Origin of the sequence: Pseudomonas sp. R11-23-07 (genome assembly GCF_003852295.1) — a bacterium.
Taxonomy (GTDB): Bacteria; Pseudomonadota; Gammaproteobacteria; order Pseudomonadales; family Pseudomonadaceae; genus Aquipseudomonas.
Genome location: NZ_CP027761.1, coordinates 1,420,780 through 1,441,611 on the forward strand (window position 1 = coordinate 1,420,780; position 20,832 = coordinate 1,441,611).

17 protein-coding genes are annotated in these 20,832 nt (G+C 60.1%); all 17 read left to right on the forward strand.

Annotated elements, in window-relative coordinates:
- Positions 1-116 precede the first annotated feature (116 nt).
- Positions 117-860 carry a UMP kinase gene (pyrH, locus tag C4J84_RS06320; RefSeq protein WP_003172271.1) on the forward strand — a complete coding sequence of 248 codons (744 nt, stop codon included), beginning with the start codon at positions 117-119 and terminating at the stop codon, positions 858-860.
- Positions 857-1,414 carry a ribosome recycling factor gene (frr, locus tag C4J84_RS06325; RefSeq protein ID WP_124369879.1) on the forward strand — a complete coding sequence of 186 codons (558 nt, stop codon included), beginning with the start codon at positions 857-859 and terminating at the stop codon, positions 1,412-1,414. The genes pyrH and frr overlap by 4 nt, the downstream gene beginning before the upstream one ends.
- 17 nt (positions 1,415-1,431) lie before the next feature.
- Complete coding sequence (uppS, locus tag C4J84_RS06330) at positions 1,432-2,187, forward strand: polyprenyl diphosphate synthase (RefSeq protein ID WP_057723202.1); 756 nt, start codon at positions 1,432-1,434, stop codon at positions 2,185-2,187.
- Positions 2,188-2,994: a phosphatidate cytidylyltransferase gene (locus tag C4J84_RS06335; protein ID WP_124369880.1), complete on the forward strand. Its 807-nt coding sequence runs from the start codon at positions 2,188-2,190 to the stop codon at positions 2,992-2,994.
- Entirely contained in the window at positions 2,991-4,196 is a 1,206-nt protein-coding gene (gene ispC / locus C4J84_RS06340; protein WP_124369881.1) for a 1-deoxy-D-xylulose-5-phosphate reductoisomerase, read from the forward strand. Before C4J84_RS06335 ends, ispC begins: the two co-directional genes overlap by 4 nt.
- A gap of 38 nt (positions 4,197-4,234) precedes the next feature.
- Positions 4,235-5,587, forward strand: a complete 1,353-nt coding sequence (gene rseP / locus C4J84_RS06345) for a sigma E protease regulator RseP (RefSeq protein WP_124369882.1) — start codon at positions 4,235-4,237, stop codon at positions 5,585-5,587.
- A gap of 74 nt (positions 5,588-5,661) precedes the next feature.
- Entirely contained in the window at positions 5,662-8,049 is a 2,388-nt protein-coding gene (bamA, locus tag C4J84_RS06350) for an outer membrane protein assembly factor BamA (RefSeq protein ID WP_124369883.1), read from the forward strand.
- A 45-nt stretch (positions 8,050-8,094) separates the two neighbouring features.
- Entirely contained in the window at positions 8,095-8,598 is a 504-nt protein-coding gene (locus tag C4J84_RS06355; protein ID WP_003172279.1) for an OmpH family outer membrane protein, read from the forward strand.
- A gap of 3 nt (positions 8,599-8,601) precedes the next feature.
- Positions 8,602-9,657, forward strand: a complete 1,056-nt coding sequence (gene lpxD / locus C4J84_RS06360) for a UDP-3-O-(3-hydroxymyristoyl)glucosamine N-acyltransferase (protein WP_124369884.1) — start codon at positions 8,602-8,604, stop codon at positions 9,655-9,657.
- A gap of 111 nt (positions 9,658-9,768) precedes the next feature.
- On the forward strand, positions 9,769-10,209 hold the full coding sequence (gene fabZ / locus C4J84_RS06365; protein WP_003172281.1) for a 3-hydroxyacyl-ACP dehydratase FabZ: 441 nt from the start codon (positions 9,769-9,771) through the stop codon (positions 10,207-10,209).
- Positions 10,206-10,982, forward strand: a complete 777-nt coding sequence (gene lpxA, locus C4J84_RS06370; protein WP_124361615.1) for an acyl-ACP--UDP-N-acetylglucosamine O-acyltransferase — start codon at positions 10,206-10,208, stop codon at positions 10,980-10,982. Before fabZ ends, lpxA begins: the two co-directional genes overlap by 4 nt.
- Before the next feature lie 2 nt (positions 10,983-10,984).
- The gene (lpxB, locus tag C4J84_RS06375; protein ID WP_124366118.1) at positions 10,985-12,124 is read left to right on the forward strand and encodes a lipid-A-disaccharide synthase; all 1,140 of its coding nucleotides are present in this window, start codon (positions 10,985-10,987) and stop codon (positions 12,122-12,124) included.
- On the forward strand, positions 12,121-12,753 hold the full coding sequence (gene rnhB / locus C4J84_RS06380; RefSeq protein WP_124369885.1) for a ribonuclease HII: 633 nt from the start codon (positions 12,121-12,123) through the stop codon (positions 12,751-12,753). Before lpxB ends, rnhB begins: the two co-directional genes overlap by 4 nt.
- Positions 12,754-12,830: 77 nt before the next feature.
- Positions 12,831-16,352 (forward strand): DNA polymerase III subunit alpha, encoded by a 3,522-nt coding sequence (dnaE, locus tag C4J84_RS06385; protein ID WP_124366120.1) that lies wholly within the window; start codon positions 12,831-12,833, stop codon positions 16,350-16,352.
- Between the two features lie 152 nt (positions 16,353-16,504).
- Positions 16,505-17,452: an acetyl-CoA carboxylase carboxyltransferase subunit alpha gene (locus C4J84_RS06390; RefSeq protein WP_016976871.1), complete on the forward strand. Its 948-nt coding sequence runs from the start codon at positions 16,505-16,507 to the stop codon at positions 17,450-17,452.
- A 162-nt stretch (positions 17,453-17,614) separates the two neighbouring features.
- Positions 17,615-18,925, forward strand: coding sequence for a tRNA lysidine(34) synthetase TilS (gene tilS, locus C4J84_RS06395; RefSeq protein ID WP_124369886.1), 1,311 nt, complete (start codon positions 17,615-17,617; stop codon positions 18,923-18,925).
- A gap of 273 nt (positions 18,926-19,198) precedes the next feature.
- Positions 19,199-20,830 (forward strand): CTP synthase, encoded by a 1,632-nt coding sequence (locus C4J84_RS06400; protein WP_124361620.1) that lies wholly within the window; start codon positions 19,199-19,201, stop codon positions 20,828-20,830.
- The last annotated feature ends 2 nt before the right edge of the window (positions 20,831-20,832 follow it).

Genomic DNA, 20,832 nt, shown 5'->3' on the forward strand with positions numbered 1-20,832 from the left:
CTGGCTTACAAAGCCGTGTTCCGATGGCGCTGTGATGGCGTCCAGCTAGAGTGAACGCAAGCCGTAAACGGCTCGCCAAGAATTTTTTAAAAAAAACGCCGCAGGAGAGATTCGCAATGGCTCAGCAGGGCAGTGGTTATCAGGCTCGCTATAAACGCATTCTACTCAAGCTCAGCGGCGAGGCCCTGATGGGCTCGGAAGAGTTCGGGATCGACCCCAAGGTACTTGACCGCATGGCGCTCGAAGTCGGCCAACTGGTCGGTATCGGTGTTCAGGTGGGCCTGGTGATCGGTGGTGGCAACCTGTTCCGCGGCGCGGCACTGAGTGCTGCCGGGATGGATCGGGTCACTGGCGACCACATGGGCATGCTGGCCACTGTGATGAACGCCCTGGCCATGCGTGACGCCCTGGAGCGTGCCAATATCTCGGCCATCGTGATGTCGGCTATTTCCATGGTCGGTGTGACCGATCACTACGATCGCCGCAAAGCCATGCGCCACCTGAACGCCAAGGAAGTGGTGATCTTTGCCGCGGGCACCGGTAACCCGTTCTTCACCACCGATTCGGCCGCATGCCTGCGTGCTATCGAAATCGACGCAGACGTGGTGTTGAAGGCGACCAAGGTGGATGGCGTATACACTGCAGATCCATTCAAAGACCCGCATGCCGAGAAGTTCGATCATCTGACCTACGATGAAGTGCTGGATCGCAAGCTGGGTGTGATGGACCTGACGGCTATCTGCCTGTGCCGCGACCACAAGATGCCGCTGCGCGTATTTAACATGAACAAGCCCGGCGCCCTGCTGAATATCGTACACGGCGGCGCAGAAGGGACTCTGATCGAGGAAGGCCAACAATGATCAACGAAATCAAGAAAGACGCCCAAGCGCGTATGCAGAAATCCCTGGAGTCTCTGAGCCACGCATTCGGCCAGATTCGTACCGGCAAGGCGCACCCGAGCATCCTGGGCAGCGTGATGGTGCCCTACTACGGCTCGGACACCTCCATTACTCAGGTGGCCAACATCACCGTAAAAGACTCGCGCACCCTGCAGGTCGTGGCCTTCGAGCGCAACATGCTCGCGGCGGTCGACAAAGCTATCCAGAGTGCCGGCTTGAACCTCAACCCGACCAACCTGGGCGAGTTGTTGTTGATTTCCATGCCTGCCCTGACCGAGGAGACCCGCAAGGGCTTCACCAAGCAGGCGCGCAGCGCGGCGGAAGATGCACGGGTTGCCGTGCGTAACATCCGTCGCGATGCCTTGGGTGACCTGAAGAAGCTGGTCAAGGACAAGGAAATCAGCGAAGACGAAGAGCGCCGTGCCGTTGCCGATATCGATAAGCTGACCAAGGATGCGGAGGCCCAGATCACCAAGGCCACCGAAGAAAAAGAAAAGGACCTGATGGCCGTATAAGGGGTCAGGACGCCTTCATGGAAAAGACCAAGCAGACTGTGCCCTCTGTGGTGCCGCGCCATGTCGCGATCATCATGGATGGGAATAATCGCTGGGCGAAAAAACGCTTTATGCCCGGTGTTGCCGGGCATAAAGCGGGTGTCGATGCGGTGCGCGCTGTCATCGAAGTGTGCGCCGAGGCCAAGGTCGAAGTGCTGACGCTGTTTGCCTTTTCCAGCGAGAACTGGCAGCGGCCCGCCGAAGAAGTGAGTGCCTTGATGGACCTGTTCTTCAAGGCGCTGCGGCGCGAAGCCAAGCGCCTCAATGACAACGGCATCAGCCTGCGCATCATTGGTGACCGTTCCCGGTTCCATCCGGAGCTGCAGGCAGCCATGCGTGAAGCCGAGGCTATCACGGCCGGCAGCAACCGTTTCGTGCTGCAAATCGCGGCCAACTACGGCGGCCAATGGGATATCGCCCAGGCTGCGCAGCGACTGGCCCGCGAAGTGCAGGCCGGTCATTTGCGGCCAGACGACATCACGCCCGAATTGCTGCAAACCTGCCTGGTGACCGGCGACCTGCCGTTGCCGGACTTGTGCATCCGTACCGGTGGTGAGCACCGCATCAGCAATTTCCTGCTGTGGCAGCTAGCCTATACCGAGTTGTATTTCTCCGACCTGTTCTGGCCGGACTTCAAACACGATGCCATGCGCAATGCGCTGGCCGATTTCGCTTCCCGTCAGCGTCGCTTCGGTAAAACGAGCGAGCAGATCGAAGCTGGAGCCCGGGTTTAAATGCTTAAACAACGAATCATCACAGCACTGATCCTGCTGCCGATTGCCTTGTGTGGTTTTTTCCTGCTCGAGGGTTCCGGCTTTGCACTGTTCATCGGCCTGGTGGTAACCCTCGGCGCATGGGAATGGGCGCGTCTGGCGGGCTTGAGCGACCAGTTGCCACGCGTGGCGTACGCCGCGATCGTCGCGCTGTTGCTGTTCCTGATGTACATCCTGCCCGATATCGCGCCCTGGGTGCTGGGGGCGTCGGTACTGTGGTGGGCATTGGCGACGTTCCTGGTGCTGACCTATCCACGCACCAGCGGTCAATGGTCCAGTGTGGCCTGCAAGTTGGTGATTGGCTTGCTGATCCTGCTGCCGGCCTGGCAAGGCTTGGTGGAAATCAAGCGTTTCCCGAATGGCAACGAATTGATCCTTGCGGTCATGGTGCTGGTCTGGGGCGCTGACATTGGTGCCTACTTCTCAGGCCGTGCCTTCGGCAAGCGTAAGCTGGCGCCGGCCGTCAGCCCAGGCAAGAGCTGGGAAGGCGTATACGGCGGGCTGGCCTTGACGCTGCTGATTGCGCTGGCGGTCGGTGGGTGGCGCGACTGGTCGGTGAAAGAGATTTTCCTGGCCTTGTTGGGGACGGCCGTCGTGGTATTCATTTCGGTGGTGGGCGACCTCACCGAGAGCATGTTCAAGCGCCAGGCCGGGATCAAGGACAGCAGCAACCTGCTGCCAGGTCACGGTGGTGTGCTGGACCGTATCGACAGCCTCACCGCCGCGTTGCCGATCTTTGCCGTGTTGCTGTGGATGATCGCTTCGTGAGCCGCCTGCAGCAGGTCACCGTGCTTGGAGCGACGGGCTCGGTCGGGCTGAGCAGCCTGGATGTCATCGCCCGTCACCCTGATCGTTACCAGGTGTTCGCCCTGACCGGCTTTACGCGCATGAATGAACTGCTGGCGTTATGCGTGCGTCATTCGCCGCGCTTTGCCGTGGTGCCGCAGGTCGCTGCCGCGCGAAGCCTGCAGGATGATCTGCGGGCCGCCGGCCTTGCCACCCAGGTGCTGGTGGGCGAGGAGGGGCTGTGCCAGGTGTCTGCGGACGCCGAAGTGGATACGGTCGTGGCAGCTATTGTCGGCGCAGCGGGTTTGCGCCCGACACTGGCTGCCGTCGATGCGGGCAAGAAAATCCTGCTGGCCAATAAAGAAGCGCTGGTCATGTCCGGCGCGCTCTTTATGCAGGCCGTGCGCAGGAGCGGGGCGGTCCTGTTACCCCTGGACAGCGAGCACAACGCGATCTTCCAGTGCATGCCCGCTGATTTTGCCCGCGGCCTGGGCCAGGTCGGCGTGCGCCGGATTTTGCTGACGGCGTCCGGTGGTCCCTTCCGGCAGACTCCGGTGGATGATCTGGAGCATGTGTCGCCCGACCAGGCGTGCGCGCACCCGAACTGGTCCATGGGGCGCAAAATCTCCGTGGATTCGGCGAGCATGATGAACAAAGGGCTGGAGCTGATCGAAGCGTGCTGGTTGTTCGATGCGCGGCCTGATCAGGTGGAGGTGGTGATTCACCCGCAAAGTGTGATTCATTCCCTGGTGGATTACGTGGACGGCTCGGTACTGGCGCAATTGGGCAACCCGGATATGCGCACGCCGATCGCCAATGCCTTGGCTTGGCCGGAGCGGATTGATTCCGGTGTGGCGCCATTGGACCTATTTGCCATCGCGCGCCTGGATTTCCAGGCGCCGGACGAACAGCGCTTCCCGTGCCTGCGTCTGGCCCGGCAAGCAGCTGAGGCGGGCAACAGTGCGCCAGCCATGCTCAATGCAGCCAATGAAGTGGCCGTGGCGGCGTTTCTCGAACGGCGCATCCGCTTTCCGCAGATCGCGAGTATCATCGAGGACGTTCTGGATTCTGAGCCGGTTGTGGCTGTGGATGACCTGGGGGCCGTGTTCGAGGCCGATACAAAGGCTCGGGCCCTGGCCGAGCAATGGCTGGGCCGCAACGCGCGTCAGGCTGTAGGCGGGTAAGCGCCTTCAGGCATTGGATTGAAATGCGGAGAAATTAGATGAGTGCGCTCTACATGATTGTCGGCACCCTGGTTGCTCTGGGTGTGCTGGTTACCTTCCACGAATTCGGCCACTTCTGGGTGGCGCGTCGTTGCGGCGTCAAGGTATTGCGCTTTTCCGTCGGTTTCGGCATGCCGCTGGTCCGCTGGCATGATCGTCAGGGTACCGAGTTCGTGATTGCAGCCATCCCGCTGGGTGGCTATGTGAAGATGCTCGATGAGCGCGAAGGCGAAGTGCCTGCGGACCAGTTGGATCAATCCTTCAACCGCAAGACCGTTCGTCAGCGCATCGCCATCGTCGCTGCCGGCCCGATTGCCAATTTCCTGTTGGCAATGGTGTTCTTCTGGGTCCTTGCCATGCTGGGCAGCCAGCAAGTGCGTCCGGTCATCGGTGCGGTCGAGACGGGCAGTATGGCGGCCAAGGCCGGGCTGCTGGCAGGGCAGGAAATTGTTTCGATTGATGGCGAGCCCACCACGGGTTGGGGCGCGGTCAATTTGCAGTTGGTGCGGCGACTGGGTGAGAGCGGCACTGTCAATGTGGTGGTGCGTGAGCCGGATTCCAGTGCCGAAAGCCCGCGTGAGCTGGCCTTGGACCATTGGCTTCAAGGCGCTGACGAGCCGGATCCGATCAAGTCCCTGGGCATCCGTCCGTGGCGTCCGGCGTTGCCGCCGGTACTCGCCGAGCTGGACCCTAAAGGCCCGGCCCAGGCCGCAGGCCTGAAAACCGGCGACCGGCTGTTGGCCCTTGACGGCCAGGCGCTGGGCGATTGGCAGCAAGTGGTCGACCTGGTACGTGTACGCCCTGATACGAAAATTGTGCTGAAAGTTGAGCGCGAAGGTGCTCAAATCGACGTCCCTGTAACTTTGTCGGTGCGTGGTGAGGCCAAGGCTGCCGGGGGTTACCTGGGTGCCGGGGTCAAAGGTGTCGAGTGGCCGCCATCGATGGTGCGAGAGATCAGCTTCGGGCCGTTGGCAGCGATTGGCGAGGGTGCTAAACGCACTTGGACCATGAGCGTGCTGACCCTCGAATCCCTGAAGAAAATGTTGTTCGGCGAGCTCTCGGTAAAAAACTTGAGTGGACCGATAACCATTGCTAAAGTGGCGGGCGCTTCTGCCCAGTCGGGTGTCGCGGATTTCTTGAATTTCCTGGCTTATCTGAGTATCAGCCTTGGAGTTCTGAATTTGCTGCCCATTCCAGTATTGGATGGGGGGCATCTGCTGTTTTATCTGGTCGAGTGGGTGCGTGGTCGCCCCTTGTCGGATCGGGTGCAGGGTTGGGGGATACAGATCGGTATCAGTTTGGTGGTCGGAGTGATGTTGTTAGCTCTGGTCAACGATCTGGGACGACTGTAACGCTTCGCTGAATTGCGAATCTGCCGCATTTTGCGGCAGTTTGTTTATTGCCAGTTGGAATAAGAAAGGACTTCATGAAACGTCTGCTGCTAACTGCGGTTCTCACCGTATTGATGATCGCCGAAGTTCACGCCGAGTCCTTCACCATCTCCGATATTCGCGTCAACGGCCTCCAGCGGGTTTCCGCGGGTAGCGTCTTTGGTGCCTTGCCGTTGAACGTCGGGGAACAGGCTGATGACCGTCGCCTGGTGGAATCCACTCGTGCGCTGTTCAAAACCGGGTTCTTTCAAGATATCCAACTGGGTCGCGAAGGCAACGTCCTGGTCATCACCGTCGTCGAGCGGCCTTCCGTCGCGAGCATCACGATCGAAGGTAACAAGGCCATCTCCACTGAAGACCTGATGAAGGGGTTGAAGCAGTCGGGCCTGGCCGAGGGTGAAATCTTCCAGCGCGCCACCCTTGAAGGTGTGCGTAACGAGCTGCAACGCCAGTACGTTGCCCAGGGCCGCTACTCGGCAAGCGTGGAGACGGAAGTCATCCCGCAGCCGCGTAACCGGGTAGGCCTGAAGGTCAATATCAACGAAGGCACCGTGGCGGCCATCCAGCACATCAACGTGGTGGGCAACACCAAGTTCGCGGATGAAGACCTGATCGACCTGTTCGAACTCAAGACCACCAACTGGTTGTCGTTCTTCAAGAACGATGACAAGTACGCCCGTGAAAAACTGTCCGGTGACCTGGAACGCCTGCGCTCCTACTATCTGGACCGTGGCTACATCAACATGGACATCGCTTCGACCCAGGTGTCCATCACCCCGGACAAGAAGCACGTCTACATTACCGTCAACGTTAACGAAGGCGAGAAGTACAAGGTTCGTGACGTCAAGCTCAGCGGTGACTTGAAGGTGCCTGAAGACCAGGTCAAGTCCCTGTTGCTGGTCCAGAAAGACCAGGTGTTCTCGCGCAAGCTGATGACCACCACCTCGGAGCTGATTACCCGTCGCCTGGGTAACGAAGGCTATACCTTCGCCAACGTCAACGGCGTGCCGACCCCGAACGATGAAGACCACACCGTGGACATCACCTTCGTCGTCGATCCGGGCAAGCGTGCCTACGTCAACCGCATCAACTTCCGTGGCAACACCAAGTCCTCGGACGAAGTGCTGCGTCGTGAAATGCGCCAGATGGAAGGCGGTTGGGCGTCGACTTACCTGATCGACCAATCCAAGACCCGTCTTGAGCGCCTGGGCTTCTTCAAGGAAGTCAACGTCGAAACTCCGGCCGTACCGGGTGTGGATGACCAGGTCGACGTGAACTACGCCGTTGAAGAGCAAGCCTCGGGTTCGATCACCGCCAGCGTCGGTTTTGCACAGAGCGCGGGTTTGATCCTGGGTGGTTCCATCACCCAGAACAACTTCCTCGGTACCGGTAACCGTGTATCCATCGGCCTGACCCGAAGCGAATACCAGAGCCGATACAACTTCGGCTACACCGACCCCTACTGGACTGCAGATGGTGTGAGCCTGGGCTACAACGCCTTCTACCGCACCACCGACTACAAAGACCTCGACGTCGACGTTGCAAGCTATGCGATCGACAGCCTCGGTGCCGGCGTCAACGTGGGTTATCCGATCAGTGAGACCTCGCGCCTGACCTTCGGCCTGACCGCGCAGCAGGATGAGATCAAGACCGGTGTGTACACCGTGGATGAAATTTTCGACTTCACCCGTCGTGAAGGCGACAAGTTCCTGAACTTCAAGGCGTCTGCCGGCTGGTCCGAGTCGACCCTGAACAAAGGCGTACTCGCGACCCGTGGCCATTCCCAGAGCCTGACTGCGGAAGTCACTACGCCGGGCAGCGACCTGTCGTTCTTCAAGCTCGACTACCGTGGCCAGTTGTTCCAGCCGTTGAGCGATAACTACACCATGCGCCTGCACACCGAGCTGGGCTATGGCGACGGCTATGGTTCGACCAATGGCTTGCCGTTCTATGAGAACTACTATGCGGGCGGTTTCAACTCGGTACGTGGCTTCAAGGACAGCACCTTGGGTCCTCGTGGTACGCCGAGTCGTGGTCAAGCGTTTACTGGTAACCAGGGCACGCAGCCTGACTCGGACAACGACCCGCTTCCGTTCGGTGGTAACGTGCTGATCCAGGGTGGTGCGGAGATTCTGTTCCCGCTGCCGTTCGTCAAGGACCAGCGTTCCCTGCGCACCTCGGTCTTCTGGGACGTGGGTAACGTGTTCGACTCCAAGTGCGAGCAGATCAAAAACCCAAGTGGCTTGAAGTCCAACACCCAGTGCAACGATGTGAGCCTGAGCAATATGGCCAGCTCCGTCGGTGTGGGTGTGACCTGGGTGACTGCGTTGGGCCCGTTGAGCTTTGCTCTGGCCATGCCGATCAAGAAACCGGATAACGCTGAAACCCAGATTTTCCAATTCTCCCTTGGCCAGACGTTCTAAGCGTCTGACCTAAGATAACGACAACGGATTCTGTAGGAGTACATCGTGCGTAAGTTGACTCAATTGGTCCTGCTGGCCACTGTGCTGGTAACCACCCCGGCCTTCGCCGAAATGAAAATCGCCGTGCTGAACTATCAGATGGCCCTGCTGGAATCTGACGCGGCCAAGAAGTACGCCGTGGATGCAGAAAAGAAATTCGGTCCGCAACTGACCAAGCTCAAAACTCTGGAAAGCAGTGCCAAAGGCATCCAGGACCGTCTGGTCGCCGGTGGTGACAAGATGCAGCAAGGCGAGCGCGAGCGTCTGGAGCTTGAATTCAAGCAAAAGGCCCGTGACTACCAGTTCCAATCCAAGGAACTGAACGAAGCCAAAGCAGTTGCTGACCGCGAAATGCTCAAGCAGCTCAAGCCGAAACTCGACAGCGCTGTGGAAGAAGTCATCAAGAAGGGTGCCTTTGACCTGGTGTTCGAGCGTGGCGCCGTGATTGACGTCAAGCCTCAATACGACATCACCCGCCAGGTGATCGAGCGCATGAATCAGCTGAAGTAAACCATGACCGCGACCATCAAGCTCGGCGAGTTGGCCGAGTTCCTGGGGGCCACCTTGCGTGGTTCCCCGGAGAGAGACATTACTGGGCTAGCCACCTTGCAGGAGGCTGGCCCAGCTCAGTTGAGCTTCCTCGCAAATCCTCAATACCGTAAATACCTGGTCGATTGCCAAGCCGCAGCCGTGTTGCTGAAGGCCGCGGACGCCGAAGGGTTTATCGGGGATGCGCTGGTAGTGGACGACCCCTACCTGTGCTACGCGAAAGCATCGCACCTGTTCGATCCCAAGCCTAAGGCGGCTGGCGGTATTCACCCGTCAGCGGTGATCGCCGAGGATGCCCAGGTCGACCCTGCGGCCAGCATTGGCGCCTTTGCCGTGATCGAGAGTGGCGCCCGTATTGGCGCTGGCGTCACCGTCGGCGCGCATTGTTTTATCGGCGCGCGTTGCGTAATCGGTGCCGATGGCTGGTTGGCTCCTCGCGTTACCCTTTACCACGATGTGCGTATTGGGCAGCGGGTGGTCATTCAGTCGGGCGCGGTAATTGGCGGTGAGGGCTTCGGCTTTGCCAACGCCAAGGGTGTCTGGCACAAGATCGCCCAGGTGGGCGGCGTGTTGATCGGCGATGACGTAGAGATCGGTGTCAACACCGCTGTCGATCGCGGGGCCCTGGCCGATACCGTGATTGGCAACGGCGTGAAGCTCGACAACCAGATTCAGATTGCCCACAACGTGCAGATTGGCGATCACACCGCCATGGCTGCCTGCGTGGGGATTTCCGGCAGCACCAAAATCGGCAAGCATTGCATGCTCGCCGGTGGCGTGGGGCTGGTGGGGCATATCGATATTTGCGACAACGTCTTCATCACCGGCATGACCATGGTCACTCACTCGATTACCGAGCCAGGGGCTTATTCATCCGGTACCGCCATGCAGCCAGCGGCTGAATGGCGCAAGAGCGCAGCACGTCTGAGGCAGCTCGACGACATGGCGCGACGTCTCAAACAGCTGGAAAAGCGTGTTGCAGACGTGACCCCTGGCGGTAATGCTTCATCAGAAGGCTGATACCATTTCCATATCAAGTGTGCACAGCCGCTAGACTGCCTCCTTGATTTGCTAGCGGGGCGTGCTTTTAGTCCGCCCGCCCCCAATCTTTATTACAGGCTTCCCCCCGAAATGATGGACATCAACGAGATTCGCGAATACCTGCCTCACCGTTACCCGTTCCTGCTGGTGGATCGTGTAGTGGACCTCAATGTTGAGGAAAAGCGCATTCGTGCCTACAAGAATGTCAGCATCAACGAACCGTTTTTCAATGGCCACTTTCCTGCGCATCCCATCATGCCGGGCGTGTTGATCATCGAAGCAATGGCCCAGGCTGCCGGTATCCTTGGTTTCAAAATGCTCGACCTCAAGCCTGCCGACGGCACGCTTTACTATTTCGTGGGCTCCGACAAGTTGCGTTTTCGCAATCCGGTCACCCCGGGTGACCAGTTGATCCTGGAAGCCAAGTTCATCAGCTGCAAGCGCCAGATCTGGAAGTTCGAATGCCAGGCTTCGGTGGATGGCAAGCCGGTGTGCTCTGCCGAGATCATCTGCGCGGAACGCAAACTATGAGTTTGATTGACCCTCGCGCAATCATCGATCCGTCGGCCGTACTGGCCGCCGACGTTGAGGTCGGCCCTTGGTCGATCGTCGGCGCAGGTGTGGAAATCGGCGAGGGGACTGTCATCGGGCCGCACGTGATCCTTAAGGGTCCGACCCGCATTGGCAAACACAATCGTATCTACCAGTTTTCCTCGGTAGGGGAAGACACGCCGGACATGAAGTACAAGGGTGAAGAAACGCGCCTGGTAATCGGTGACCACAACATCATCCGTGAAGGCGTGACCATTCACCGCGGCACCGTGCAGGATCGGGCCGAGACCACGCTGGGGGATCACAACCTGGTGATGGCCTATGCCCATATCGGCCACGACAGCGTGATCGGCAACCACTGCATCCTGGTCAACAACACCGCTTTGGCCGGGCATGTGCATGTGGACGACTGGGCGATCCTGTCCGGTTTCACCCTGGTGCACCAATATTGCCATATCGGCGCCCACAGCTTTTCCGGCATGGGCACCGCCATCGGCAAGGATGTCCCTGCATTCGTCACGGTGTTCGGCAACCCTGCCGAAGCCCGCAGCATGAATTTTGAAGGGATGCGCCGTCGCGGCTTCAGCGACGACGCGATCCAAGCCCTGCGCCGCGCCTACAAGACGGTTTACCGTCAAGGGCTGACGGTTGAGCAGGCCCTGACCGAACTGGCCGAGCCGGCAGCGTCGTTCCCGGAAGTCGCGGTGTTTCGTGACTCGATCCAGGCGTCGACTCGCGGCATCACCCGCTGACCATGGCCAAGTTGCGTATCGCACTGGTCGCCGGCGAAGCTTCCGGCGATATTCTCGGCGCCGGCCTGATGCGGGCCCTCAAGGTCCAGCACCCGACCATCGAATTTATTGGCGTCGGTGGTCCGCTGATGCAGGCCGAAGGCCTCACCTCCTACTTTCCGATGGAGCGCCTGTCGGTCATGGGTTTGGTAGAAGTACTGGGGCGCCTGCGTGAGTTGCTCGCGCGTCGCAAGCTACTGATCAAGACGTTGATCGAAGAAAAGCCCGACGTCTTTATCGGTATCGATGCCCCGGACTTCACCCTCAACATTGAACTCAAGTTGCGCCAAGCCGGGATCAAGACGGTGCACTATGTCAGCCCGTCCGTGTGGGCGTGGCGGCAAAAGCGCGTGCTGAAGATTCGTGAAGGCTGCGACTTGATGCTGACCCTGCTGCCGTTCGAAGCGCGGTTCTACGAAGAGAAGGGCGTGCCGGTGCGGTTTGTCGGGCATACCCTGGCCGATGCCATTCCTTTGCAGGCCGACCGTGCCGCAGCGCGTACCGAACTGGGGTTGCCCGATGGCCCGCTGGTCGCACTGATGCCGGGTAGCCGGGGCGGTGAAGTCGGGCGCCTGGGCGGCCTGTTCTTTGATGCTGCCGAACGTCTGCAAGCGCTCAAGCCGGGTATTCGGTTTGTGCTGCCGTGCGCCAGCCCGCAGCGTCGCGCACAAATCGAAACACTACTTGAAGGGCGCAACCTACCGTTGACCCTGCTCGACGGTCAGTCGCACCTGGCCCTGGCCGCCTGCGATGCCGTACTGATCGCCTCGGGCACTGCCACCCTGGAAGCCTTGCTGTACAAGCGCCCCATGGTTGTGGCCTATCGCCTGGCGCCGCTGACCTTCTGGATTCTCAAGCGGATGGTCAAGAGCCCGTATATTTCTTTGCCCAATCTGCTGGCCCAACGGTTGTTGGTGCCGGAGTTGTTGCAGGACGATGCTACGCCCCAGGCACTTGCACAGACCCTGCTACCCTTGATTGACGGTGGCGAAGAGCAGACCCGTGGTTTCGATGCTATTCATCGCACTCTGCGGCGTGATGCCTCGAACCAGGCGGCTGATGCCGTGTTGAACTTGATCGGCCATAGACAGGAAGCCTTATGAGTACGCAGATGGGCCTGGATTTCAGCCTGGTTGCACAGGCCCACGAACTGGTCGCCGGTGTCGACGAAGTCGGGCGCGGCCCGCTGTGCGGTGCGGTCGTAACGGCGGCGGTGATTCTCGACCCGAACCGTCCGATCCTTGGCCTCAATGACTCGAAAAAGCTCACCGAAGCCCGCCGTGAAAAACTCTATGACGAGATCTGTGAGAAAGCCCTGAGTTGGCATATCGCTCGAGCGGAAGTGGAAGAAATCGATGCGCTGAACATCCTGCACGCCACCATGCTTGCCATGCAGCGTGCGGTTGAAGGGCTGCATATCACGCCCAGGCTGGCGATGATCGACGGCAATCGTTGCCCTCAGCTGGCGATGCGCGCTGAGGCCGTGGTCCAGGGCGACAGCAAGGTGCCGGCGATTGCGGCGGCATCGATTTTGGCCAAGGTCAGCCGCGACCGCGAAATGGCGGCGTTCGACTTGATTTACCCCGGCTACGGCATGGGCGGCCACAAAGGCTACCCGACGCCCGTTCATCTGGAAGCCTTGGCGCGACTCGGCCCCACGCCGATACATCGCCGCTCGTTCGCCCCGGTGCGCCAGGCTTATGAGCTGCGCGAGAGCCTCAGCGAGGTGTAGTCGCGAGGCTGATGTTTTGCTCAAGGCCCGGTACAATCCCGGGCCTTGTTGTTTCCACGTTACTGCACAGGATCACTATGCCGGCTTCATTCGTTCATCTACGCCTGCACACTGAATACTCCCTGGTCGACGGCCTCGTACGGATCAAACCGCTGGTCAAGACCCTGGTGGGCATGAACATGCCAGCGGTAGCGGTTACCGACCAGAACAACATGTGTTCCCTGGTCAAATTCTACAAAAACGCCATGGGCGCAGGTATCAAGCCGATCTGCGGCGCCGACCTGTGGCTGTCCAACAAGGATCCGGATAACCCCCTGAGCCGCATCAGCCTGCTGGCGATGAACGGCGTGGGTTATCGCAACCTGACCGAACTGATTTCCCGTGGCTTCATCGATGGCCAGCGCAACGGCTCGATCATCATCGAGCGCGAGTGGGTCGCACAAGCCAGCGAAGGCTTGATCATGCTCTCGGCCGCCAAAGAGGGCGAGATCGGTATCGCGCTGCTCGGCGGCAACCCGCAGGAAGCCGAAGTGCTCGCCCGCGAGTGGATGCAGGTGTTCCCTGACCGCTTCTACCTGGAAGTGCAGCGCACCAATCGCCCCAACGATGAAGAGCACCTGCACGCCGCCGTGGCCCTGGCCGACAAGCTGGGCGCGCCGCTGGTGGCAACCAACGATGTACGTTTTATCAAGAAGGAAGATTTCGAGGCCCACGAGACCCGCGTATGCATCGGCGAGGGCCGGGCCCTGGATGACCCGCGTCGCTCCAAGAACTACAGCGAAGAGCAGTACCTCAAAAGCGCCGAGGAAATGGCCGAGCTGTTCAGCGACTTGCCCGAGGCTTTGGAAAACTCCGTCGAGATCGCCAAGCGCTGCAATATCGAAGTGAAGCTGGGCAAGCACTTCCTGCCCAACTTCCCGATTCCCGATGGCATGACCATCGACGAATACTTCCGCAAGGTGTCGTTCGACGGCCTGGAAGAGCGGCTCAGCGTGCTGCTGCCCAGGGACACCACCGAAGACTACGAAGCCAAGCGCCAGGTCTACGTCGACCGGCTGAATTTCGAGCTGGATATCATCATCCAGATGGGGTTCCCCGGTTACTTCCTGATCGTGATGGACTTTATCCAGTGGGCCAAGAGCAACGGCGTACCGGTCGGTCCGGGCCGGGGGTCAGGTGCTGGCTCGCTGGTGGCTTACGTGCAGAAGATCACCGACCTCGACCCGTTGGAATATGACCTGCTGTTCGAACGTTTCCTCAACCCGGAACGGGTTTCCATGCCCGACTTCGACGTCGACTTCTGCATGGACGGTCGCGATCGTGTGATCGAATACGTGGCCGAAAAATACGGTCGCAATGCGGTCAGCCAGATCATCACCTTCGGTTCCATGGCGGCCAAGGCGGTTATCCGCGACGTGGCCCGGGTGCAGGGCAAATCCTACGGCCTGGCCGATCGCCTGTCGAAGATGATCCCGTTCGAAGTCGGCATGACCCTGGAAAAAGCCTACGAGCAGGAAGAGATCCTGCGCGACTTTATCAAGGTCGATGAAGAAGCCGCCGAAATCTGGGACATGGCACGCAAGCTCGAAGGCGTGGTGCGTAACGTCGGTAAACACGCCGGTGGCGTGGTGATCGCGCCTACCAAGCTGACCGATTTCTCGCCGATCTACTGCGATGAAGAGGGCGGCGGCCTGGTGACCCAGTTCGACAAGGATGACGTGGAGGCGGCCGGCCTGGTGAAGTTCGACTTCCTCGGCCTGCGCACCTTGACGATCATCGACTGGGCGCTCAAGACCATCAACCGCGACCGCGCCAAGGTCGGCGAGGAACCGCTGGATATTGCCTTTATCCCGCTGGACGACAAGCCGACCTACAGCCTGCTGCAGAAAGCCGAAACCACTGCGGTGTTCCAGCTTGAGTCGCGCGGCATGAAGGAGCTGATCAAAAAGCTCAAGCCCGACTGCCTGGAAGACTTGATCGCACTGGTGGCCTTGTTCCGTCCTGGGCCGCTGCAATCGGGCATGGTGGATGACTTTATCAACCGTAAGCACGGCCGCGCCGAACTGGCGTACCCGCACTCCGACTACCAGTACGAGGGCCTCAAGCCGGTACTGGCGCCCACCTACGGCATCATCCTGTATCAGGAACAGGTGATGCAGATCGCCCAGGTGATGGCGGGTTACACCCTCGGCGGTGCGGACATGCTGCGTCGCGCCATGGGTAAAAAGAAACCCGAAGAAATGGCCAAGCAACGCGGCGGTTTCATCGAGGGCTGCGCCACCAATAATATTGACGCGGACCTGGCCGGTAACATCTTCGACCTGGTAGAGAAATTCGCCGGTTACGGCTTCAACAAATCCCACTCCGCTGCGTACGGCCTGGTGTCGTACCAGACCGCCTGGTTGAAAGCCCACTATCCGGCGCCGTTCATGGCCGCGGTACTCTCGGCGGATATGCACAACACCGACAAGGTCGTGACCTTGATCGAGGAAGTGCGCACCATGAAGCTGCGCCTCGACGCGCCGGACGTGAACGCCTCGGAGTTCAAGTTCACGGTGAACGACGAAGGCCGCATCATTTATGGCCTCGGGGCGATCAAAGGCGTAGGTGAGGGGCCGGTGGAAGCTATCACCGAGGCGCGTCAGGACGGGCCTTTCAAGGATCTGTTCGACTTCTGCGCGCGGGTTGACCTCAAGCGTATCAACAAACGCACCCTCGATGGCCTGATCCGCAGCGGTGCGCTGGACCGTCTCGGCCCGTATTTCCATGATGAGCCGAAGGCTTACCAGGCCAATATCGACCGCAACCGTGCGGTGCTGCTCACCGCCATGGAAGAAGCGATCAAGGCCGCCGAACAGACTGCCCGTACCCATGACAGCGGCCACGCCGACCTGTTTGGCGGACTGTTCGTCGAAGAAGATGCGGATGTGTATGCCAACCACCGCAAGGCCAAGGAGCTGACCCTCAAGGAACGCCTCAAGGGTGAGAAAGACACCTTGGGCCTGTACCTCACGGGTCACCCGATTGACGAGTACGAAGGCGAGATTCGCCGGTTCGCCCGTCAGCGCATCATCGACCTGAAGCCGGCCCGGGATACCCAGACGGTTGCCGGCATGATCATCGCCCTGCGGGTGATGAAAAATAAGAAGGGCGACAAGATGGGTTTCATCACCCTCGACGACCGCTCGGGCCGGATCGAAGCGTCGCTGTTTGCCGACGCGTTCCACTCCGCCCAGTCGCTGCTGCAGACCGACGCCATGGTGGTGGTGGAAGGGGAGGTCAGCAACGACGACTTCTCCGGCGGCCTGCGCCTGCGCATCAAGCGCGTGATGAGCATGGAAGATGCGCGTACCAACCTGGCCGAAAGCCTGCGCCTGAAGGTCAAGACCGAGGCGCTCAAGGGCGATCAGCTACGCTGGTTGGGTGACCTGCTCAAGCGTCACCGTGGTGCGTGCCCGGTGACCATGGAGTACACCGGCAACGACGCCAAGGCCATGTTGCAGTTTGGCGAGACCTGGCGAATCGATCCCGCTGATGGCTTGATTCAAGCATTGCGTGACCAGTTCGGCCGTGACAACGTCTTTCTCCAATACCGCTGATGGCCAGGCGCTTGCTTTTCCCTGAAGAGTATTCGCCTGATCTCGGCCAAACATTTAATCTCGACCTAAACGCGCCTCTCCCTTAAGGTAGGGCGCGAATAGACAACCGGCTGGCCAGGCACCCCTTGGCCGTCGACCCAAGACGGACGCTTATGAACCCGAATTTTCTTGATTTCGAACAGCCGATCGCTGACCTGCAAGCCAAGATCGAAGAGCTGCGCCTGGTCGGCAATGACAATTCGCTGAATATCGGCGATGAGATCGCCCGCCTGCAAGACAAGAGCAGCACGCTCACCGAAGACATTTTCGGCAAGCTGACCAGCTGGCAGATCGCGCGCCTGGCTCGCCACCCGCGCCGTCCGTACACCCTGGACTACATTCAGCACATCTTCACCGAGTTCGACGAGCTGCATGGCGACCGCCATTTCTCCGACGACGCGGCTATCGTGGGCGGCATCGCTCGGCTGGACGACCAGCCAGTGATGGTGATCGGCCATCAGAAAGGCCGTGAAGTGCGCGAAAAAGTGCGTCGCAACTTCGGCATGCCGCGTCCGGAAGGCTACCGCAAGGCTTGCCGCCTGATGGAAATGGCCGAACGCTTCAAGATGCCGATCCTGACCTTCATCGACACCCCGGGTGCCTACCCAGGTATCGATGCCGAAGAGCGCAACCAGAGCGAAGCGATTGCCTGGAACCTGCGCGTCATGGCGCGCCTCAAGACCCCGATTATTGCCACCGTGATCGGTGAAGGCGGTTCCGGCGGTGCACTGGCCATTGGCGTCTGCGACCAACTGAACATGTTGCAGTATTCGACCTACGCGGTGATTTCGCCGGAAGGTTGCGCCTCCATTCTGTGGAAAACCGCCGAAAAGGCGCCGGACGCTGCTGAGGCCATGGGCATCACCGCTGATCGCCTCAAGGGCCTGGGGATCGTTGATAAAGTCATCGCCGAGCCACTGGGCGGCGCGCATCGTGATCCGGCTGCGGCTGCCGCGACTATCCGTGCCGAACTGGGCTCGCAACTGGCGATGCTCAAGAAGCTGGATAACGAAGCGCTGCTGGCCCGTCGTTACGAGCGCCTGATGAGCTACGGTCTCTAAGCCGACGCCGTCACTCAATGTGGGAGGGGGCTTGCCCCCGATAGCGGTGGACCCGTCACTAGATTCGGTGACTGACACTCAGCAATCGGGGGCAAGCCCCCTCCCACATTTGCTTTGTGTATGCTTGGCCAACGTATTCAAGGGTTGCGGCGTTACTATCTGATGAAGCCACTCCTATCCGCCAAGCTCCTGCAAACCCTGGCCCCCTGGCGCAACGCCCCGGCCTGGCATGTCGCATTTTCGGGTGGCCTCGATTCCACCGTCCTGTTGCATCTCTTGGCTTCTCTGACAAACATTCCACCGCTGCGTGCTGTGCATGTTCACCATGGCCTGCAAGCTGCCGCTGACGCCTGGTCAGGTCATTGCCAATCGGTCTGCGACAGCCTGGGCGTGCCCCTGCGGGTCATGCGCGTACAGGTACAGCCCGGCGCCAGCCTTGAACGCGCGGCCCGTGACGCTCGTTATCTGGCCTTTGCCGAGGTGACCGGGGCAGGGGAGGTGCTGTTCACCGGCCAGCATCGCGACGATCAGGCTGAAACCCTGTTGTTCCGCCTGTTGCGCGGCGCCGGGGTGCGTGGGCTTGCGGCAATGCCCGCGCATCGCGCTTTGGCGCAAGGTCATCTGGTGCGCCCGCTGCTGGACGTCACGCGTGTCGAGCTGGAGGCCTACGCCCAGGCACATCATTTACAGTGGATCGAAGACCCTTCGAACGCTGACCCACGTTTCTCCCGTAATTATCTGCGGCACCGCGTCTTCCCGGTGCTGGCGCAGCGCTGGCCTCAAGTGGTGTCAAGCCTGGCCCGCACGGCTGAACATCTGGAACAAGCCCAAGGCTTGCTCGATGAGCTGGCCGCCATGGACCTGCAGCGCGCCGATCATCCCTCGCTGTTTCCCTGGTTGCCTTTGCGCTCCCTGGCCCTTGCGCCCTTGCGCGAGCTTTCCGATGCACGCCAGCGCAATGCACTGCGCCATTGGCTGGCTCCGCTGACCCGCCTACCCGACAGCGACCACTGGGCCGGCTGGCATTCCATGCGCGATGCCAAGAATGATGCGCAGCCCCTATGGCGTCTGGCTGACGGCGAGTTGCACCGCAGCGGCGAGCGCATCTGGTGGCTGCCCTTTACATGGTCGGAATTTTCCGACGCATCGGTGAGCTGGCCCGATCCGCAAAAACCACTGGAGTTACCCGGCAATGGTCAGTTGAAATTCATTGGCGAGGCGCCTCAAGGTCCGCTGGAAATCCGCTACCGCCAGGGTGGCGAAGTCATCGAAGTGCCAGGTCGCGGCCGGCGCGACCTGAAACGCCTGCTCAATGAGTGCGGCATGCCCGGGTTTGTCCGTGGCAGATTGCCGCTGCTGTATCGGGGCGAGCGATTGCTGGCTGTCCCAACCCTCGCGGGGCTATGGGCCAGCACGTCGAACGACTGGCAATTGCATTGGTTGCCACAGACCTGCGATCAAGGTTTGAGCTGATAGAGCCTTTCCGGTAGACTACGCTCCCTTCTTGATACAACTTCTGTGGATTCGCCTGAATCGCAGCAGTTGCCGATTACCAAGCAGTCTTTGCTGGGCGATTCCAAAAAATGTGTAGCGATCAACGTACCGGTGTTCCATTGCTGGTCTGTCACAACGCGGCGGTTTTTTTGAAAGGTGCACTGTGATTAATGCAGGTGATCGGGGGCTTCGGCCTCTCTTCGCTTTCCCCGGCGGCTCGTACCGCTTTAACGCAGACTTCTAGGGTTTTTCATGACGCGCTACATATTCGTCACGGGCGGTGTTGTTTCTTCATTGGGGAAAGGCATTGCCTCCGCTTCATTGGCGGCCATCCTGGAGGCGCGGGGGCTTAAAGTCACCATGCTCAAGCTGGACCCGTACATCAACGTCGATCCGGGCACCATGAGCCCGTTCCAGCACGGTGAAGTGTTCGTCACCCATGACGGCGCCGAGACTGACCTGGACCTGGGCCACTACGAGCGGTTCATCCGCACGACCATGACCCAGAACAACAACTTCACCACCGGCCGTGTCTACGAGCACGTGCTGCGCAAGGAGCGCCGTGGTGATTACCTGGGTGCAACCATCCAGGTGATCCCGCACATCACCGACGAAATCAAGCGCCGCATCATCAAGGGTGCAGGCGATGCCGACGTGGCGATGGTCGAGATCGGTGGCACCGTGGGTGACATTGAATCCCAACCGTTCCTCGAAGCCATTCGCCAGTTGCGTTTCGAAGTCGGCGCCAAGCGCGCGATGCTGATGCACCTCACCCTGGTGCCGTACATCGCCACTGCCGGCGAAACCAAAACCAAGCCAACCCAGCACTCGGTCAAGGAACTGCGTTCCATTGGCCTGCAGCCGGACGTGCTGGTCTGCCGCTCCGATCATCCGATCGATATTTCCTCGCGTCGCAAAATCGCGCAGTTCACCAACGTTGAAGAACGTGCGGTGATCGCCCTGGAAGACGCCGACACCATCTACAAGATCCCGGGCATCCTGCATTCCCAGGGCCTGGATGATTTTGTGGTCGAGCGTTTCGGCCTGCAGTGCAACGGCGCGGACCTGTCCGAGTGGGAAGCCGTGGTCGACGCCAAGCTCAACCCTGAGCATGAAGTCACCATCGCCATGGTCGGCAAGTACATGGAACTGCTCGACGCGTACAAATCCTTGATCGAAGCGATGAGTCACGCCGGCATCAGCAATCGTACCAAGGTCAACCTGCGCTACATCGATTCCGAAGACATCGAGAACCAGGGCACCGCGCTGCTCGAAGGCGTGGACGCGATCCTCGTTCCCGGCGGTTTCGGCCTGCGTGGCGTGGAAGGCAAGATCACCGCCGTGCAATACGCTCGCGAGAACAAGGTGCCCTACCTGGGTATCTGCCTGGGCATGCAAGTGGCCGTCATCGAGTTCGCTCGTAACGTGCTGGGCTGGAAAGACGCCAACTCCACCGAGTTCGATCACACCAGCGGCCACCCGGTCGTTGGCCTGATCACCGAGTGGGAAGACGCCACCGGTGCCGTCGAAACCCGTACCGAAGCCTCCGACCTGGGCGGCACCATGCGCCTGGGCGCACAGGACTGCCTGCTGGAAGCCGGTTCGCTGGTCCACGACTGCTACGGCAAGGACGTGATCGTCGAGCGTCACCGTCACCGCTACGAAGTGAACAACAACCTGCTGCCGCAGATCAAAGAAGCGGGCCTGAAGATTTCCGGCCGCTCCGGCGACGGCAAGCTGGTTGAAGTGGTCGAGGCACCGGATCATCCGTGGTTCGTGGCCTGCCAGTTCCACCCTGAGTTCACCTCGACGCCGCGCGACGGTCACCCGCTGTTCAGCGGTTTCGTCAAAGCGGCACTGACGCAACATCAGAAGAAGGCATAACC

Bases quoted from the DNA above. Each gene is read 5' to 3' on its own strand.
- pyrH (WP_003172271.1), top strand. From the start codon at position 117: ATGGCTCAGCAGGGCAGTGGTTATCAGGCTCGCTATAAACGCATTCTA.
- frr (WP_124369879.1), top strand. From the start codon at position 857: ATGATCAACGAAATCAAGAAAGACGCCCAAGCGCGTATGCAGAAATCC.
- uppS (WP_057723202.1), top strand. From the start codon at position 1,432: ATGGAAAAGACCAAGCAGACTGTGCCCTCTGTGGTGCCGCGCCATGTC.
- C4J84_RS06335 (WP_124369880.1), top strand. From the start codon at position 2,188: ATGCTTAAACAACGAATCATCACAGCACTGATCCTGCTGCCGATTGCC.
- rseP (WP_124369882.1), top strand. From the start codon at position 4,235: ATGAGTGCGCTCTACATGATTGTCGGCACCCTGGTTGCTCTGGGTGTG.
- bamA (WP_124369883.1), top strand. From the start codon at position 5,662: ATGAAACGTCTGCTGCTAACTGCGGTTCTCACCGTATTGATGATCGCC.
- lpxD (WP_124369884.1), top strand. From the start codon at position 8,602: ATGACCGCGACCATCAAGCTCGGCGAGTTGGCCGAGTTCCTGGGGGCC.
- fabZ (WP_003172281.1), top strand. From the start codon at position 9,769: ATGATGGACATCAACGAGATTCGCGAATACCTGCCTCACCGTTACCCG.
- lpxA (WP_124361615.1), top strand. From the start codon at position 10,206: ATGAGTTTGATTGACCCTCGCGCAATCATCGATCCGTCGGCCGTACTG.
- lpxB (WP_124366118.1), top strand. From the start codon at position 10,985: ATGGCCAAGTTGCGTATCGCACTGGTCGCCGGCGAAGCTTCCGGCGAT.
- rnhB (WP_124369885.1), top strand. From the start codon at position 12,121: ATGAGTACGCAGATGGGCCTGGATTTCAGCCTGGTTGCACAGGCCCAC.
- dnaE (WP_124366120.1), top strand. From the start codon at position 12,831: ATGCCGGCTTCATTCGTTCATCTACGCCTGCACACTGAATACTCCCTG.
- C4J84_RS06390 (WP_016976871.1), top strand. From the start codon at position 16,505: ATGAACCCGAATTTTCTTGATTTCGAACAGCCGATCGCTGACCTGCAA.
- tilS (WP_124369886.1), top strand. From the start codon at position 17,615: ATGAAGCCACTCCTATCCGCCAAGCTCCTGCAAACCCTGGCCCCCTGG.
- C4J84_RS06400 (WP_124361620.1), top strand. From the start codon at position 19,199: ATGACGCGCTACATATTCGTCACGGGCGGTGTTGTTTCTTCATTGGGG.